This is a genomic window from Hyphomicrobiales bacterium, from assembly GCA_016710435.1.
In the GTDB taxonomy this organism is placed as follows: Bacteria; Pseudomonadota; Alphaproteobacteria; order Rhizobiales; family Aestuariivirgaceae; genus Aestuariivirga.
In genome coordinates this window covers 887,583-905,000 of sequence record JADJVV010000001.1, presented here as the reverse complement: position 1 = coordinate 905,000, position 17,418 = coordinate 887,583, and the positions used below count along the sequence as shown (strand labels likewise).

General features: G+C 60.8%; 13 protein-coding genes and 1 pseudogene. 7 read left to right on the top strand and 7 right to left on the bottom strand.

The window, feature by feature from the left end; translation table 11 throughout:
- Positions 1-17: 17 nt before the first annotated feature.
- The 3 genes from IPM06_04385 to IPM06_04375 form a co-directional block, all read right to left on the bottom strand.
- Complete coding sequence (locus tag IPM06_04385; GenBank protein MBK8769653.1) at positions 18-1,667, bottom strand: family 1 glycosylhydrolase; 1,650 nt, start codon at positions 1,665-1,667, stop codon at positions 18-20.
- Entirely contained in the window at positions 1,667-4,012 is a 2,346-nt protein-coding gene (gene glf, locus IPM06_04380) for a UDP-galactopyranose mutase (GenBank protein MBK8769652.1), read from the bottom strand. Before glf ends, IPM06_04385 begins: the two co-directional genes overlap by 1 nt.
- A 192-nt stretch (positions 4,013-4,204) precedes the next feature.
- The gene (locus IPM06_04375; protein MBK8769651.1) at positions 4,205-5,152 is read right to left on the bottom strand and encodes a hypothetical protein; all 948 of its coding nucleotides are present in this window, start codon (positions 5,150-5,152) and stop codon (positions 4,205-4,207) included.
- Positions 5,153-5,853: 701 nt separating this feature from the next.
- Between IPM06_04375 and IPM06_04370 the strand changes: the two are divergent.
- Positions 5,854-6,279 (top strand): annotated as a pseudogene (locus IPM06_04370) (tyrosine-type recombinase/integrase).
- Positions 6,280-6,307: 28 nt separating this feature from the next.
- On the top strand, positions 6,308-6,631 hold the full coding sequence (locus IPM06_04365) for a hypothetical protein (GenBank protein ID MBK8769650.1): 324 nt from the start codon (positions 6,308-6,310) through the stop codon (positions 6,629-6,631).
- Between the two features lie 157 nt (positions 6,632-6,788).
- Here the strand turns inward: IPM06_04365 and IPM06_04360 are convergent, their stop codons facing one another.
- Positions 6,789-7,145, bottom strand: a complete 357-nt coding sequence (locus IPM06_04360) for a cupin domain-containing protein (GenBank protein ID MBK8769649.1) — start codon at positions 7,143-7,145, stop codon at positions 6,789-6,791.
- A 118-nt stretch (positions 7,146-7,263) separates the two neighbouring features.
- A complete protein-coding gene (locus tag IPM06_04355) occupies positions 7,264-8,343 on the bottom strand; it encodes an aldo/keto reductase (protein ID MBK8769648.1) in 1,080 nt (359 codons plus the stop codon).
- A gap of 408 nt (positions 8,344-8,751) precedes the next feature.
- On the opposite strand from IPM06_04355, the gene IPM06_04350 reads away from it, so the two are divergent.
- The 3 genes from IPM06_04350 (at position 8,752) to IPM06_04340 (ending at position 11,913) form a co-directional block, all read left to right on the top strand.
- The gene (locus tag IPM06_04350) at positions 8,752-9,828 is read left to right on the top strand and encodes a Gfo/Idh/MocA family oxidoreductase (protein MBK8769647.1); all 1,077 of its coding nucleotides are present in this window, start codon (positions 8,752-8,754) and stop codon (positions 9,826-9,828) included.
- A gap of 37 nt (positions 9,829-9,865) precedes the next feature.
- Complete coding sequence (locus IPM06_04345; GenBank protein ID MBK8769646.1) at positions 9,866-10,867, top strand: Gfo/Idh/MocA family oxidoreductase; 1,002 nt, start codon at positions 9,866-9,868, stop codon at positions 10,865-10,867.
- Positions 10,868-11,034: 167 nt separating this feature from the next.
- Positions 11,035-11,913, top strand: a complete 879-nt coding sequence (locus IPM06_04340; protein MBK8769645.1) for a TIM barrel protein — start codon at positions 11,035-11,037, stop codon at positions 11,911-11,913.
- A 138-nt stretch (positions 11,914-12,051) separates the two neighbouring features.
- On the opposite strand, the gene IPM06_04335 is transcribed toward IPM06_04340, so the two are convergent.
- Positions 12,052-13,023, bottom strand: a complete 972-nt coding sequence (locus IPM06_04335; GenBank protein MBK8769644.1) for a hydroxyacid dehydrogenase — start codon at positions 13,021-13,023, stop codon at positions 12,052-12,054.
- A 2-nt stretch (positions 13,024-13,025) separates the two neighbouring features.
- On the bottom strand, positions 13,026-14,462 hold the full coding sequence (locus IPM06_04330) for an NAD-dependent succinate-semialdehyde dehydrogenase (protein MBK8769643.1): 1,437 nt from the start codon (positions 14,460-14,462) through the stop codon (positions 13,026-13,028).
- Between the two features lie 73 nt (positions 14,463-14,535).
- On the opposite strand from IPM06_04330, the gene IPM06_04325 reads away from it, so the two are divergent.
- Together IPM06_04325 and iolD are read left to right on the top strand one after the other, a co-directional pair.
- Positions 14,536-15,483 carry a MurR/RpiR family transcriptional regulator gene (locus IPM06_04325; protein ID MBK8769642.1) on the top strand — a complete coding sequence of 316 codons (948 nt, stop codon included), beginning with the start codon at positions 14,536-14,538 and terminating at the stop codon, positions 15,481-15,483.
- Between the two features lie 79 nt (positions 15,484-15,562).
- Positions 15,563-17,413 (top strand): 3D-(3,5/4)-trihydroxycyclohexane-1,2-dione acylhydrolase (decyclizing), encoded by a 1,851-nt coding sequence (gene iolD, locus IPM06_04320; GenBank protein MBK8769641.1) that lies wholly within the window; start codon positions 15,563-15,565, stop codon positions 17,411-17,413.
- Positions 17,414-17,418: the final 5 nt, after the last annotated feature.

The following is a 17,418-nucleotide window of genomic DNA, read 5'->3' as shown; positions in this document are numbered from 1 at the left end:
GGTTCCCAAGTTCCGGGCTAGTATGCTTCTCCGGTCTGCTGTGCGCGGCTCAGTGCCTTGTTCCAGTTCCCTTCCTCCGGCAGTTTGGAAATGAACAGGTGATCGACGGACCGGTCGATGATCTCGTCAAGCATCGCGTGGATAATGAAATCCCGGGATGGTTGCTTCAGGCGAATGCAAGTGCCATCCGGGAATGTGCAGATGACAGTGGTCTGATCCCTGTTCTGGCGATCCGTTTCGGCCGAGACGACAGCCCAGGCCCGCGCGTGAAGAAAGAGACCCTCGATGTCTTCATGTTTTCCGGCACCGAGCGTGCGCAGGCGGCGGCTGGCGCAGCAGTCCGCAATTTCGTCAGTCAGGGGCGAACGTCCCAACAGCACAAGCGGCCGTGCCGTCTGCAGGATGGCGGTATCTCCGTGCCACCAGCCCGCACCGTCCAGCACTGGATGATCAAAGCGGCCATGACGCGCAAGGTCAGAGATGGCCCGTGCAACGATGGTGGGGCGCGGAGGTGTGGATCGTATATCGAAGGCTCCGCATTCGTAGTGCCCGTCGCGGCGCGTCATCAGCGAGTTCCAGTCCCGCGACCCGAAGAGGGACCAGGATGTGACGGCGCGAACATCGGCGCCCAGCGCACGCGCCGCCTGAGCATCCTTCCAGCCATCGATCAGCCAGCGCAGGTGTTCGTCCCGCGAACAACCGTTGTGGAGTTCGGTGATTGCGATGGGGATCCGGTAACGATTCCAGATCTCCAGCAGACGTTGGGACAGGCCGCGCCGCTTCTGCGGAAGATCGGAGCGCACCGCGGCAATGTCGACATAGCTTTGCCTGCCATTCCCGCCCACCGGCTCGTTCGGGTGGCGAACAAGCCGATGATCCAGCACGCGGTCGCTGGTGAGATAGTAGTCGATCCCGATAATGTCGGGGGGGCAGGGATGCGCCACCAGGTCTGCAAGACGGGCAGCGGGCACCCCGGCATCCAGCAGACGCTGGTGGAAGGCATGTTCCGGTGTGACACGGCCGGTGAGGAGGTCGATGCAGAGCCAGCGCCGCTCGTTCTCGTAGTCCGCCTGGTCCTGCAGTTCGGGCGTGGCCGAGATACGGCCGAAATCCTCTGTCTGCACCAATTTGGCATGAGGATTGACGTTGCGGATCGCCCGCATGGCGAGGGCAACGCCCCGGCATTCGTTCACGGTGATGCGGAGACAGGCCGTTTCATCCCGTTCATGCGGATGCCAGTGACCGTAGAGACCACAAAAGCGGGCGGTCGTCAGAGGCTCATTTACCGGTGTATAGCTCGAAATCCAGGGATACCGGTGCGCGACGGTACCCGCAAAAGCCGCGAGTTTCTCCGGGAACTGCGGATCGAGGAGATCCGTCCATGCCGGCCCCGCACCGTGATGCAGCAGGGTTGCGATGGGTGAGACCCCTTCCTCGCGCAGCTGCGCCAGGCGCTCATCGGTCCAGCGCCAGTCAGGACGGCCACGGCGCGCCTCGATCAGTTCCCACAACACGGGATAACGTACTGTCCTGAGGCCAAGGCCGGCCAAAAGGCGGATGTCGTCCGGGCGGCGGAGATGACCCGTTTCGCGTAACTGGTTGCGCGTCGAGCGACCGACGCGTACCACGCTGCATTCGATACCGCCCCAGATCTGCAGGGGCAGCATTACCCGGCAGCTTCCGTCTGCATCGACTTCTGCCTTGCGCCGCGTGGCGGCATGGCGTCCTGGATGCGGCGGAATGTGGCAAGCGCCTGCCCGGCGACCTGGTCCATGTTGTAGTAACGGTAGGTGGCAAGACGCCCCACGAACCAGACATTGGGCGTGGCCGCGGCCAGTGCTTCATAGCGCTTGTACAGCGCCTCGTTTTCCGGGCGAGGGACGGGATAGTAGGGATCACCTTCATCCGTGGGATACTCATAGGAAATGCTGGTCCGGTTCGATGTTTGCCCGGTCAGGTGTTTGTACTCGGTGATCCGCGTGTAATCCTCGGTCTGCGGGTAGTTCACCACGGCCACAGGCTGGAACCATGGCTGATCAAGTGTCTTGTGCTCGAAGCGGAGCGAACGGTAAGGCAACTTGCCCAGCCGGAACTCGAAGTATTCGTCGATCGGCCCGGTGTAGATCAGGTGCTCGTAGTGCACTTTCTCGCGGATGTCGCGGAAGTCGGCCTGCAACATGACATCGATCTTGGGATGAGCCAGCATGCGCTCGAACATCCGGGTGTAGCCGAGCAGCGGCATGGCCTGGAACGTGTCGGTGAAATAGCGGTCGTCCCTGCTGGTCCGCGTCGGCACGCGGGCCGTGACCGATTTGTTCAGTTGGGAAGGGTCAACACCCCACTGCTTGCGCGTATAGCCGCGAAAGAACTTTTCGTAGAGTTCACGCCCGATCGTGCTGACGACGACATCCTCCGAGGTTTTCACCTCAGGCACGTTTTCGCGCCGCTCAAGGAAGAATTGTTCCAGTTCCTCCGAAGTGAGGTTCAGGTCATAGAGCTTGTTGATGGTATCGAGGTTGATCGGCATGGGTAGCAGCTTGCCATCCACCCGCGAAAGCACCCGGTGCTCGTAGGGCCGCCATTTTGTGAAGTGCGAGAGATAGTCTACAATTTGCGGTGCATTGGTGTGAAAGATGTGCGGGCCGTAGCGGTGCACGAGGATGCCCGCTTCGTCATGCCGGTCATAGGCATTGCCGCCGATGTGATTTCGACGGTCTACCAGCAGAACGGTTTCCCCCCGTTCGTTGGCGATGCGTTCGGCAAGAACGCTGCCCGCAAAGCCTGCGCCCACGATCAGCCAGTCATACTTGTTGCGGGAGCGGCGGGCGGGAGTCCTGACCACCCGTTCGGATGTCGGCTTCTTTTTCAGATGCTTCACCATATCACTCCACGTCTGATCCCATGACATGGTCGCAAGAAAGCTGTCGGCTGCCACACGCAGTTGCTCTTTTGGCGCCTCAAGGGCGTCACGAAGCGCACCCGCCATGCCGTCCCGGTCGGCGATGCGGACGAGCCCGCGGTTGCCGTAAGTTCTGACCACATCAACAATGGGTGTGGACACAACCGGAAGGCCTGCAGAAAGGAACTCCGGAGTTTTGGTCGGACTGATGAACCGCGTCGCTTCGTTGATGGCGAAGGGCATCCAGCCCACATCCCAGTGCCGCAAATAGGCCGGCAGTTCCGCATAGGGCTTTGAGCCAAGCCAGTGGATGTTGTCCCTCTGCGGCAAGCTTCCGGGATCGATCTTCACCACGGGTCCGATCATCAGGAACTGCACATCGGGCATTGCTTCAGCCATCCTGTCGACAAGAGCGGTGTCGAGGCGCTCGTCGATCACGCCGAAGTAGCCGACGCGGGGATGGGGAATATGGCGCTGGTCTTCCGGGTCCGTGCCGGGCTGCCGCGCCTTGCCGAAGTGGCCGGCGTCGATGCTGCTCGGGAACGGATGAATGGAACTGTGCAGGCGCCGTTTCGCCTCATAGATGCTCAGGCCACCTGTGAAAACGGTATCGGCCTTCAGCATCAGCAGGCGCTCCATCTGCGCCATCACGCTGGGTGCATTCTTGAAGGCGGAGAGTTCGTCCATGCAGTCATAGATGCAGACGTCGCTCTCGATGTGGTCGGTGAAGGACAACGCCATGGGAGTGTAGTACCAGAGTACAAGTTCGTCATAGGAGCGCGAGCCGAGCGTGCGGTCGACAAGACGGCGCAGCATGTCAGTCACCTGCTGCGGGCTCGATCCTTCCGGCAATACCGGTGTCAGCACCTGGAGAGACGGCAGGGGATGCGTGACGCGGAGGGTGGGAAGGCGTGTCTGTTCGAACACCGGCTCTTCGAAGAACACAACATCATGCGTACGCGCCGCACGTGTCAGGAGATGCTGCGGTCTCTGGAAGACGAAGTTCCACCTGAGATGTGAGAGGCAGAGGAGCAGCCGCCCATTCGATGTTTTTGCTGCCGGAACGGGGGCCGGGAGCGGGGTGGAAATCGTCTGGGGTGACCGGCTTAGCATGTACGAAGGATCCTCTCCAAGAAAAGGCACTCACCAGCGTTCTTCGGACCTTGATCCGGATATGCCTGGCCCATGCGAAGGGCCAAGGCAGGGATGAAGTGAAGAACACGCGGGACTGCGTGATGGAGAGATAACGTCGGGCAGCCAGTAGCGTTCCCTCCGCGCTACAGTTCAATGCGGCGCGGGGTGCGTTCAGGCTGCACTTGCCACCGGATGTGGCGCTGTTTGCGAGAGTAGAGGCTGTGCAAGGTTGAATGTGGCAATGCCATAGCGCCAGAGATTGTTCGTGGCGCACAGGCGGCTCTGATAGAAGAGCGTGAGTTCCTCGCCCGTGATGAGCGCTGTGGAGTGGCCATTCTCGCCTGCTGCACCAGGATCCAGCACCGGACCAAGAGAGCGATAGGGACCCTCTGTGCTATCTGCGAGGGCAAAAAACACGCGCTGACGGTTGCCGCGCTGCCCTTCCGGAAGAAAGCAGGTGGCATTGAGAAGGATGCGGCCGTCGGGAAGCTGGAGCAGCTGTGCTCCCTCGATGCCCCACTCGTAGTCTGGATGCTCGCGGGCATTGTGATGGGGCACATCGGCGTGGTCGAGAATTTTGCCCACCCGCTTCCAGGGTCCGAACCACGAGTCGGAAATGCTATGAGCGAGATAGATGTCGGGCTGCGGCACCTTCGCGAAGGGCGGCATGCCGGAATAGACGAGATAGCGCTTGCCGTCGATGATGGCGGGATGAGGGTCGTAGATGCCGTCTTCGCCCGTGCCCGGAAGAGCGATGAGGGCAGGGTGCTGCACCTCCCAGGAAAATCCATCGCGGGAGATCGCATGTTCGCAACGTCCGCCAGACTTCATGAACTCGGTCTGCACGAACATGTGGAACACGCCGTCCTCGAAGATCACGCCTGGAGCCGCCACGCCCGAGCCCTCAACCGCAAGCGAAACCGGCTCGTGTTCGGTCCATGGACCATAGAGGTCTGGCGCTGTGGCATGGAGAATGCTCCACTTTTCCTGCTTCACGTTTCCACTGGAACCGAAGACGTGCCAGATTTCTCCGTCGAAGACCGGACAGGGGTCCTTCAGATCTTCCGTGTTCTTGGGCTGGAAAAGCGGAAACTGGTTGGCACTGAAGAGAAGTGACATGAATGGGTCAGTCTTTGTGCATGGGAGATTGTGCCGATCGACGGCCAAATAGGGAAGCGAACCGGGATTCGCCATTGATTTCGCGATGAATTGACAGAAAAGCGCAGCGCCATCCCGCCACATGATGATGGGAGTTGAGTGGCAAGAAGAATCTCATCTTTGGACTGATTGAGGGTGCAAGCGATTTCAATGCACGGTTACCTGGCGGGAAATTTTCGCGGAAGCGGTTTGCACCTGTTCTCTTCTCCGCTCGGAGGGACAACCGGCTCTATCGCCAGGAAGGTGTTGGGGTCCGGAAGCGCAAAGGCCGCAAGCGAACTATCAGCGCCAGGTCCCCGCTGCTTGTGGGGGCCAGAACAAACGCCAGGTGGTCCCTCGGCCTCGTGCATGTCCAGATGGCCAATGGCAGGCGGTTCAGAGTTCTGAACATCGACGATGACATCACCCGGGAGTGTCTGGCAGCCATTCCGGACACCTCTCTCCGGCGCGACGAACTCGCGCGCATTTTGCGCAGCATCCATGCCGTCCAGAAAGATGTTGAATACGAGATCGGGGCACCAACGACGCCGCGCTGGACGCCTTCATCGCCGCCGAAACCGAGATCGATGCCATGCTGGCGAGGCTGGTGGCGCACAGCGCCGATCACTTCGGATACAGCCCCCGAGGAGTTGACTTGGGGCCATGTCGGTACACTGGACCACTTCCTCCACATCCGCCAGCGCGCCGACGCCTACAACCAGATTGGCGAGCGGAAATCGCGGGCAGGGTTCCGCGACATCCCGGCAGGGCCGATGGTGCTGAACGCCCTGCGTCGCTGGAAACTGCGCTGCCCGAAAAGCGAACTGGGTCTGGTGTTCCCCGTGCCGCAGGACGGCATCCTGCAGCACACCCGCACGCAGGACCGGTTCCGCAAGCTGTGGGAAAAGGTCGAGGTGACCATGCGGTAGCACGACCTGCGCCACTTCGCCGTGTCGCTCTGGATCGAGCAGGGCTTCTCGATCAAGGAGGTGATGACCTTCGCAGGCCATTCCTCCATCCAGATGACCATGGAACGCTACGGTCACCTGTTCCCCTCGCCGGATCACCAAAAGGCCATGGCCATGGTCGAGGCGAAGCTGCTAGGTTGACGAAGCAACTTGTTTCGGAGATCTGCGATTGAACAGTGATGTCCTTGTCGCGCTTATTGGAAGCGTCACAACTGTCTTGGTTGCCAGCGGCGGCTGGTGGTTTGCTTGGATGCTTCACCGTGACTCGAAAACACGAGAGCGCCAAGAGAAACGCCTTGAGAAGCTTCAAGAGGAAGTAATTTCCAGAATCGTGCATGAGCAGAAGGCAAACGAGTGGATCGCCGAACTGACCAAAGGAACTGCCCGTGGCGTGATGCTTGAGCTTCGTAAAAGGGTTGAAGACGAGATTGGGCGACGCCCGCAAATGACCCTCCGCGAAGCCTCCGAGAGCAAGCAGACCAGTCCGCGTTGATTCCATCTGGTTACGGCTGTTCCGTGCGACACGACGCCGACGTTGCGGGCCTGAAATCAACTAACAATCCGAAATCACGAGGTTATTCCGGGTCCACGGGTAGCTCTCATAACCTGAAGGCGGCAGGTTCAAATCTGGCTTTCTTGCCGGCAGCCGATTACTGATCGGATGTGCCGGGCGAAGCCAGGAAATCGGCTCGAATTGGTGTGAAGCTATCAATCAGCCGGCCCTTTGAGAGGGCTTTCACGCCGTGGGTCAGGCCGGAAGGAACGATGTAGACATCACCTTCGGTGAGCGAGGCCGTGTGACCGTCAATCGTCACCTGAAAGCTCCCTTCCGCGATATAACTAGACTGGACGTGGGGATGTGAGTGCAACCAACCCTCGCCGCCGGCTTCAAATGCAAACTCAACCACCATCAGTTGCTCGGTGTATGCAATAACACGGCGCTTGTTGCCCTCAGGAGTATCGACCCACTTGCCATCAGTGGCGCGTACAAAGAACGTATCTACCATCTTCTTTCGCCTCCCTCGTTCGCCGCCCCACTCATGTGATGGCGGCACGAAACATTGTGGCCGCCGGCGCACCGAGCACCCGTTTGGCAACATATGACAATTGCACGATCTCCGTTGCTCAAGTTCTCGGCACGGTGAGGTCGCGCCCCAGATACGGCTTCAGCAACGTGAGATCAGCGTCGCCAGCGCGATCACTGGCGGTGTAGGCCTGATGCCAATAGGGATAAAGCAAAGTGGGTTCGCTCACCTTGTTCAACCGGGCCACGTCTTCCGCTGCAAGTGTCAACGTCGCGGCCTTCAGATTGGACTCGATTTGTTGTGTGGTGCGCCCGCCCATGATGATGGAAGCGACCATGGGCCGGTTGAGCAGCCACGCGAGTGCCACCTGGGAGGCCGTCGTATTGCTGCGGGCTGCGACTTCGTTGAGCGCATCCACAATGTCCCACAGCCTATTCCAGTCATGAATGGGTGGCTCGCGGAAGCCAACGGCGTGCCGGCCCGTATCTGGTTTGGAATTGCGGGTGTATTTGCCGGAGAGCCATCCCCCGGACAGGGGCGACCAGACAAGCAAGGATACTCCTTGGTCAAGTCCGAGCGGGATCAATTCATATTCTGCCTCGCGGGCCAGCAGTGAATAGTGGATTTGCTGACAGACGAAGCGCTGCCGATGCGAGGCGTCAGAAATGGCCAGTGCCTTCATCAGGTGCCAGGCAGAATAGTTGGAGCAACCAATGTAACGGACCTTGCCGTGGCGTACCAATGTATCAAGCGCTTCGATGGTTTCTTCCAATGGCGTCTGGCCGTCCCACTCGTGCACCTGATAAATGTCAATTACATCGGTGCGCAGGCGCTTGAGCGAGTTCTCTGCCTCACGAACAATATGGTGGCGGCTGAGGCCGCGATCATTCGGGCCATCGCCTGCCGGAAATCTCACCTTGCTCGAAATCAGCAAGCGGTTGCGGCGGCCCGTAGACAGTACCTCTCCGATCAGGGTTTCAGACATGCCTGCCGCGTAGACATTCGCCGTATCGATCAGGTTGACGCCATGATCAAGACTGACGTCGACCTGTCGTTCAACGTCTGCCACGCCGACTCTTCCCCAGACCTTGCCCCACTCGCCCTCCGCACCGAAGTTCGCGGAGCCCAATGCGAGGACGGAGACCTTGAGGCCGGAACGGCCGAGAATGCGATACTCCATCTATTGCTCCTGTCTGGATTGTCACTATTCGAAATTTCCGGTGTGCCGAAGTGCCAAAAAGCAACCTTGGCGCGCGATCCTTTTGCCCGATCTTCCTGCAATCAGACGATTATGCGTGTCCCTTTGCAAGCTTGAAACAGCTGGGGCTTGAATTGCTTGCCTTGGAATACCCACGCCGCATCACACCTTGGCGGGTGACTATTCGGGTTGAAGTGGACCACGTGGGAAGCGGCCAGCCGCGTTCTATTGTTTTGGCTTCCGCCCCCCTCAACCCCACGCTCGCGGGGTGGGGCGTGCAGCGGGGTGCCGTACAGCAGGTGCAAATTCTTGCAGACGCTGCTACCTCAAGCTGGCAGACGGGGCGGCCTGTGAGGGGCGACGGATATTGCAGCGAATGGGGATCTTCGGATGAGCAAAGTACGTTTCGCCGTCATTGGCGCAGGGTGGATTTCGCAGGAGGCATTTCTGCCTGCGGTGAGCCAAACGGGAAACGCCGAGGTCACGGCCATCGTGAGCGGTGATGCTGGCAAGGCAGCCAAACTTGCGGCGTTCCATGGAGTGCCCTCCGTTTACGACTACAGCGAATTTGATGTGATGGCAAAGAGCGGCGCGGTGGATGCCGTCTACATTGCCACGCCAAACTCCAGCCATTGTGAATATGCGGTCAGGGCGGCACGGCACGGTCTCCATTGTCTGGTTGAAAAGCCGCTGGCGACAACGGCAGCCGACTCCGAGGCGATGGTTGACGCCGCCCGGAAGGCCGGTGTCTACCTGGTGACGGCCTACCGACTGCACACTGACCCCGCCACCATCAAGGCGATTGAATTGGTGCGGCACGGCGCAATCGGAGAAGTTCGGCATTTTTCCAGCGTGTTCTCGTTCCAGCTTGCGGCCGGAAATCACCGCTTGCAGTCGGCGCATTGGGGCGGTCCGTTGCAGGACTTGGGCGTCTATTGCCTGAATGCGGCCCGGCATGTCTTCGGGGCAAATCCCCTGCGCGTCTCGGCGATGTCCAGTTTCGGCAATGGTGATCCACGTTTCGGGGATGTCGAGGAGGGGCTCACCGTTGCGCTAGAATTTCCGGGGGGCCGCCTTGCGCAGTTCTATGTGGGCTTTGGCACGGATGCCATGGACATGTATCAGATCCTCGGGACAAAGGGTTCCATCACGCTGTGGAATGGATACCGCTTTGAGATGGCCCGCCGCCTCGTGGTGCAACGGAACGATGCCACGGAAACCACGAACTTCGAGAAAACCGAGAACTTCAGCGGCATGATCGCCTATTTTGCAGATTGCATCCGGGAGAAGCGCCAGCCGCGGGCAGATGGGACGGAGGGACTGTGTGACATGCAGGTCATGCTCGCCATCGAAGCGGCCGCAAAGTCGGGCCACCGCGAGGATGTTCCTCCGCTGCCGGATTTCAAGAGCTACGATGCCAGCATGATCCGCAGCTTCCCGCCTGCCGTCAGGAAGCTGCTGGTGTGATTGCCGGCGGAAACATTTTGTTGGAGGCACGGAAATCATGGTTGTTCGCGTTGGCGTGATTGGCGCTGGTATCATGGGTGCGGATCACGTGAGGATCCTGGCCACCCTTGTCCCTTCGGCACAGGTGATCTGGGTGTGCGACGCAAATGCGGAACGTGCACGAAGCGTTGCCGACACCTATGGCATTGAAAATGCCACCACCCGCCCGGGAGATGTCATCTCCGACGTCCGGGTGGATGCCGTTCTGATTGCGAGCCCGGACGAGACGCATGCGCCACTGACACTGGATTGTCTCAAGGCCCGGAAGCATACGCTTTGTGAAAAGCCGCTTTCGCAGAAATCCGCGGAGTGTTTCGACGTTGTGGATGCTGAAGCCAAGCTGGAGAAACGGCTGGTGCAAGTGGGTTTCATGCGGCGGTTTGATCCCGGCTACGTCGAGATGAAATCCATTCTGGACAGCGGCAGCATCGGCCAGGTGGTGATGATGCACAACTTTCATCGCAACGTCTCCGCGCCTTCCAACTTCACCGGACCGATGGCCTTGACGAGTTCGGCTCCCCATGACGTTGATATCGCGCGTCACATGATCCGGGCGGAATTCACGTCGATCAGGGTGTATCAGCCTGAGTCCAGCCCGGCGCGCTCTGCGGCCATGCCGGTGTTTTGCGTTGCACGTACCTCATCAGGGCAGTTGGTTACGATCGATGTGAACAATGATGCGCGCTATGGCTATGACGTTCGGGCCGAGGTCATTGGCAACGATGGCTCGATCTGGCTGAAGCCGCCAGCCCACACCGAGTTGAATGTGAAACTGAGGTCGCAGTCAGGCTATCCTGCCGATTGGCGCCCGCGGTTTGCGGACGCCTATCGGGAGCAGAACATAGCCTGGATCCGTTCGATAGGGGATGACAAGCCGTGCGGTGCGGCATCCTGGGATGGCCTTGCGGCATCCCTGGTGGCTGAACGCGGCGTCGAGTCGCTTGTCTCCGGCAGAGAGGTCGAGATCAATCTGCCGGGGAAGCCGAAGCTGTTTTCATAGTGCGCAGAAATCGAACGTCAGCCGAAGAGCGCCGGCGGGCCAGGGGGGGTTGGCATGCCGGCGATTGGGGCAATACAACGCCGGGCTTTCATCGGCGGCTTCCCAATTCAGTGGTCTGGCGCGCTCTGTGCTTTCAATATTGAAAATGGACCTTTCAGCAACGATGATTGCAGCTGCACGTTCTGTCCCGGGAGCGGACGGCCTGGTGTGCGACAGGGGAGCACGCGATGGCGATTGAATTTTCAATGAACCGGACTTGCGCGCCGCAGCTGTCCTTTCCGGCATTCATTGGGCTGGTTTCGGCGGCAGGTATCGGCGCCGTTGAAATCCGCAACGACATTCCCCGGCAAGAGTTCATGGATGGAACACCGGCCGAAGCCGTCCGGTCACAGTTGGACGCGGCCGGCATTCGTATTGCTTCGGTCAACGCCCTGCAGCGCTTCAACGACTGGAACCCGGACCGTGAGGCCGAAGCCAGGACATTGATGACCTACGCCGCAAAACTCGGTGCGCCGGGTGCTGTCCTGTGTCCCGTGCACAATCCGGACCATGGGTGGACGGAAGGGCAGAGCGAAAGGAATCTGCGGCATGGATTGAAGATGCTCCGGCCCATCCTGCAGGACCTCGGCGTCAAGGGTTATGTCGAACCGCTCGGCATGCGGGGCTCGACCATGAAGCTGCAAGTCATGGCCGTGGAGGCAGTCACGGATATCGATGGATGGGACGTGTACGAACTTTGCTTTGATACCTTCCAGTTCTTCCGCTGTGGCGACACAAAGCTCTTCCCGGACCGCATCGGCCTTGCGCATATGTCCGGGATCACGCGCCCGGACCTGGCGCCGGGGGAATTGGCCGAGCCCGACCGCGGACTCGTCGATGCGGTGGACCGCGTCGACAACATTGGTCAGCTCAAGGTGCTTGCGCGCGCTGGTTATAATGGCTTCGTTTCCATGGAGCCCTTCAGCCCGCTGGTCCAGCAGTCACCCGGCCTGCTTGCGCAGTTGAAGGAAAGTCTTGCCCGCGTGAGACAGGCATTGAGCGGCTGACGGCAATGGCAGACCTCGACACGAACCGCCCAGGTGGGTGAATTGATCAAGCAGCCCAGGGCTGACGGCAACGGCATCTTCTGATCGGCCACGAGGGGCGCCGCCACGCGCAGCGCCCGTTCGCGTCGATTGAAGACCTCAGGAAATCTTGCTCAGCGATTGTTCGTTCACGACGAGGGCAGGGTTCAGTCGGCCGTCAAAGCAATCGAGGATGTTCTGCGCGGCGGCGATGGACATGCGTCTCGCGCATTCCTCGGTAAGCCCCGCATTGTGCGGGCTGATGGTGACAAAGGGATTGCTCAGGAGCGGGTGATCAGGGGAGGGCGGCTCCTGCATGAGAACATCCAGCGCCGCGGCGCGCAGCCGCCGGTTGCGCAAGGCCTTGTCCAGCGCCAGTTCATCGACAACGCCGCCCCGCGCCGCGTTCACGACAATTGCGCCCGGCTTCATGTTCGACAGTTCAGCAGCACCAAGCACCGGGCCCTTTCCGCCTGGCATGTGAACGCTGACATAGTCGGCCAGGGCAAGCGCCTCATCGAGGGTGCCGGCGGGCCTCACGTCGAGAGATTTCATGCTCTCGGCGGTGACGTAGGGATCGAAGGCAAAAACGGTCATGCCGAAGGCCTTGCCCAGTTCCGCAACCCGGCGGCCAATGCGGCCGAATCCCAGGACGAGCAGGGTCTTGCCGTCCAGTTCGACCGCGTCAAAACGATTTCGTTCGTTCCAGTGGCCCGTGGTGGATGCGATGTGGTGCGCAACGGTGCGGCGGGCCGCGGCCAGCATGAGCATCAACGTATGCTCCGCCACGGCCCGGGAGTTCACATCACCGACGATGGCAAGGGCAATGCCACGCGCGTTGAGTGCAGCCACGTCGACTGCATCATAGCCGACGCCATGGCGGGAGACGATCTGCAGCCGGGGCGCAAGGGCGATCTCGTGGACCGTCATGGGCTGGGTGCGAATGAGGATGGCATCTGCCGTGGACAGAAAGGGACGATAGGACTCCGTCGTCACCGCTTCGACAAGATCGACGGTGATACCGGCCCGCGCCCGCAGCAATGCCAGACCTGCCTCATGCACCTTGCCAGCCACCAGGACATGTTTGTTCATGGTCACACCGACATCTGTGCGAGTTTGACGTTGAGATAGTCATGGATGCCCTCGCCGCCGCCTTCGCGGCCCATGCCGGAGGCCTTGATGCCGCCAAAGGGTGCTTCGGCTGCCGCGAGGGCGAAGCTGTTGATGCCCACCATCCCCGCCTCAAGCTGCGCCACCGTTTCGCGCATGCGCCGGGGATCGCGGGTGAAGGCGTAAGCCGACAGACCGAGTTCGGTGGCGTTGGCGCGGGCATAGACCTCTTCGTCGGTGCTGAAGGATGTGATAGCGGCGATGGGCCCGAAGTTTTCCTCGGCCAGCGCCAAAGCATCATCGGGCAAGTCTGCGATCACGGTGGGGGCGTAAAAGAAACCCTTGTTCTTGTCCGAAGGGCGCTCACCACCGGCCACAACGCGACCCCCGCGCTTGCGTGCGTCAGCGACGATAGCGTCGATCGCGGCGATGCGGCGGGCGTTGATCAGGGGCCCCATCTGCGTTGTGTCATCAAGTCCATGGCCGAGTTTCAGCGCCTTTGCCCGCGCGGCGAATCCGTCGACGAATTTTCCGTAGATCGAGGCATGCACATAGAAGCGATCACCGGTGACGCAGACTTGTCCGGCGTTGGCGAATTTCACTGGGACGCAGATGTCCAGTGTGGCCTCAAGATTGGCATCATCGAAGACGATGACCGGCGCATTGCCGCCCAATTCCATGGTGGCGCGCTTGAACGTGCCAGCAGCGTCACGGAGCATTTGCTGTCCGACCTGGGAGGAGCCGGTGAGGGAGACCTTGCGCACCACCGGTGACTTCATCAGGACATCGTAGGTGGTTGACGTCGGCCCGACCACGAGACTGATGACCCCCGCAGGAACGCCCGCCTGACGGAGGCAATCCACCAGGATGGCTGCGGTGCCAGGCGTTTCCCGCGAGGGGCGGACGATGATGCTGCATCCCGCGGCCAGAGCGGGGGCGACCTTGCGGGCGATGAGGACGGCGGGGAAGTTCCAGGCCGTGAAGGCGGCAACGACGCCTACCGGCTCGTGATGCACTTCCAGGCGGCCGCCGGGCGCGCGGCTCTCGGTGATGCGGCCATGGATGCGGCGGGCTTCCTCGGCATACCAGCGGAACTGGTCAATGGAGAGCTGCCATTCACGGCGCGACTGGGCCAGCGGCTTGCCGGCTTCGAGGGTGATCCGACGAGCGGCTTCCTCTGTCCGCGCCACCATCACATCGGCGCACTTGTGGAGAATGTCGGCCCGCGTCCAGGCGGGAGTTGCGCGCCATGTGCGGAAGGCGGCTGCGGCGGCGGCAATCGCTTCCTCTGTATCGGCAATGGACGCGCTGGCGAGCACATCCAGCGTCTCTTCCGTTGCGGGATCGACGATGGTGATTTGCTCGCCGTTCCGGCCCCTGCGCCATGCACCGTTGATGAACTGCGCCAATGCCATATCCATGCGACTTCCCGCCTCTTCAAGATTTTGCAATTTTTGTTGCAAAGTCGACTTCGTTGCAACATAATTTTTGGTGATGGGCAGGAAGGCGAATACTGGCGGGGCTGCGCCCGGCAATTATGAGGGCGTGGTCAACCTGATCACGGCCCGCTACGACTCGCTCTCCAGCGGCTTCCAGCAGGTCGCCCGGTTCTTCACGCAGAATCCCAATGTGATTGCGCTGGAATCGATCAGCGCCATTGCGGCCAAGAGTGCGGTTCACCCCTCCACACTGGTGCGCTTTGCGCAGCATCTGGGCTATGCGGGATTCAAGGACCTGCAGGCGGTGTTCCAGATGCGGCTGGCCACGGCTGCGCCCGGATTCAGGGAGCGCATTTCTGTTCTGGAAGACGAGATTTCACGCAACACCTCGCACGGCAATGTCGGTTTCCTGCGCAGCATGGTGGTGCGCGACAGTGCGGCCTTGCAAGGATTGCTGGAAGCGGTGCCAGAGCGCAGCCTGCGGCGCGCCGCCGAACTGTGCGCGCGCGCCCATTGCATCTATGTGGCGGGTCAGTTGCGCTCGGAGCCCATTGCCATCCTGATGCGCTATCTCATGACCATGCTGCAGCGGAAGGTGATTCTGATGGATTCCGCCGGAGGGCTGGCGCAGGAGATCGCCATGACCATGGGGCGCGATGATGTCCTGGTGGCCATCGCCTTCCGTCACTACGCCAAGGAAGTGGTGGCAATTGCCGATCACGCCGCCAAGACCAAAGTGCCACTTCTGGCCATTACCGACAGCCCGTTGTCACCGCTGGCCAAATCCGCCGAAGTGCTGTTCACCATTCCGGAAGACGAGTACATGTTCTCGCGCTCGCTTGCCGCGCCCATGTGTCTCGTCCAGACGATTGCAACCGCCACGGCGGCATTGCTGCATGCCCGCAAGCCCGATGATGTCCGTATTCCGAGCGTGACGGGAATTGCCCAGGATGCCTCAGCCCGGTTTCCTGCGGCCGAGGAGAAGCGGAGGGTGCGCAAATGATGCCGCAGCACAGGCCTGCTTGCCGCCTCTTTCACCTTGCCATATTGATTTCCACAAACCCCAAGACTGTGCGGGAGAGATGCTGATGTCCACACTCCGACTGACCATGGCCCAGGCGCTGGTGCGCTATCTGATCAACCAGTTCACCATCGTGGAGGGCAAGGAGGTGCCGCTTTTCCCCGGCATGTTCGGCATCTTCGGGCACGGCAACGTCACCTGTCTCTCCGAGGCGCTGGAAGCGGTGAAGGACGTGTTCCCAACCTGGCGTGGGCAGAACGAACAATCGATGGCATTGGCTGCCATCGGCTTCGCCAAAGCCAAGCGCCGCAGGCAGATCATGGTGGCGACCTCCTCCATCGGGCCCGGTGCCCTCAACATGGTGACGGCAGCGGGTGTTGCCCATTCCAACCGCCTGCCCATCCTCATCCTTTCGGGCGATACCTTCGTCAACCGCCGCCCTGATCCGGTGATGCAGCAGGTCGAGCACTTCAACAATCCCACCATCAACGTGAACGATGCCTTCAAGGCCGTGACGCGGTACTGGGACCGCATCGTGCATCCCGAACAGATCATCTCGTCGCTTCCGCAGGCTGTCGCTGTGATGCTGGACCCGGCTGACTGCGGACCGGCCTTCATTGCCCTGCCGCAGGACATTCAGGAAGTGGCGTGGGATTACCCCGCCAAGTTCTTCGAGAAGACGGTGCATGACGTGCCGCGCGCCCGCCCCGACAAGAAACGGGTGGCGGAAGCCATCCGTCTGCTCAAGGCTGCAAAGCGCCCGCTTATCATTGCCGGAGGCGGCACGCGCTATTCGGGCGCCGAGGAGCTGGTGGCGCAGTTCGCTGTCGATCACGGCGTTCCCATCACCGAGACCATCGCCGGAAAATCGACGGTGCCGCATGATCATCCCGCCTATGCCGGTCCCATCGGCATCGTGGGCTCGACGTCGGCCAACGCGCTTGCGGCGGATGCCGATGTGATCGTCGCCATCGGGACGCGGCTCATGGACTTCACCACGGGGTCCTGGACGCTGTTCCACCAGGACTCCAAGTTCATTTCCATCAACACGGCACGCTGGGATGCCACAAAGCATCGCGCGCTGGCCGTGGTTGGCGATGCAAAGGAAACAGTGGAAGAGCTGGCGACAGCCCTGAAGGGCTGGAAAGTCGATGCCGCGTGGACCAAGAAGGCCAAATCTCTCATGGCGGAGTGGAACACGGCGCTGGATGGCTACCAGAAGCCCACCAACGCGCCTGTGCCGACATACGCGCAAGTGGTTGGCGTGGTGAACAAGAAGGCCGAGCCGCGCGACTACATGCTCACGGCCGCCGGCGGCTTGCCCGGCGAGACCATGAAAAACTGGCGCTGCAAGACCACGAATTCCTACGACCTGGAGTTCGGCTTCTCCTGCATGGGTTATGAGATTGCGGGCGGCTGGGGCGCCAAGATGGCGGACCCGACGCGCGATGTCATCGTCATGGTGGGCGACGGTTCCTACCTGCTGATGAACTCCGACATCTATTCATCGGTGCTGACCGGCCACAAGCTCATCGTCATCGTCTGTGACAATGGCGGCTATGCGGTGATCAGCCGGCTGCAGCAGTTCAAGGGAACCCCCGGCTTCAACAACCTGTTGAAGGATTGCAAGACGGCGATCGAGCCCTTCAGCGTGGATTTTGTGAAACACGCGGAATCGATGGGCGCCTATGCCCGCAAGGTGAACAGCCTTGCCGAACTGGAGCAGGCCATGGACTGGGCCAAAGGCAATGACCGGACGACGGTGATCTCCATTGTCTCGGACGCTTACACGTGGACGCCGGGCGATGCCCTGTGGGACGTGGGCGTGCCGCAGGTGTCGTCGCGCGATGCGGTGAATGACAGCGCCAAATACCAGGCTGACGTGCGCTCGAAGCAGCGCGTCGGCGTCTAACCGCA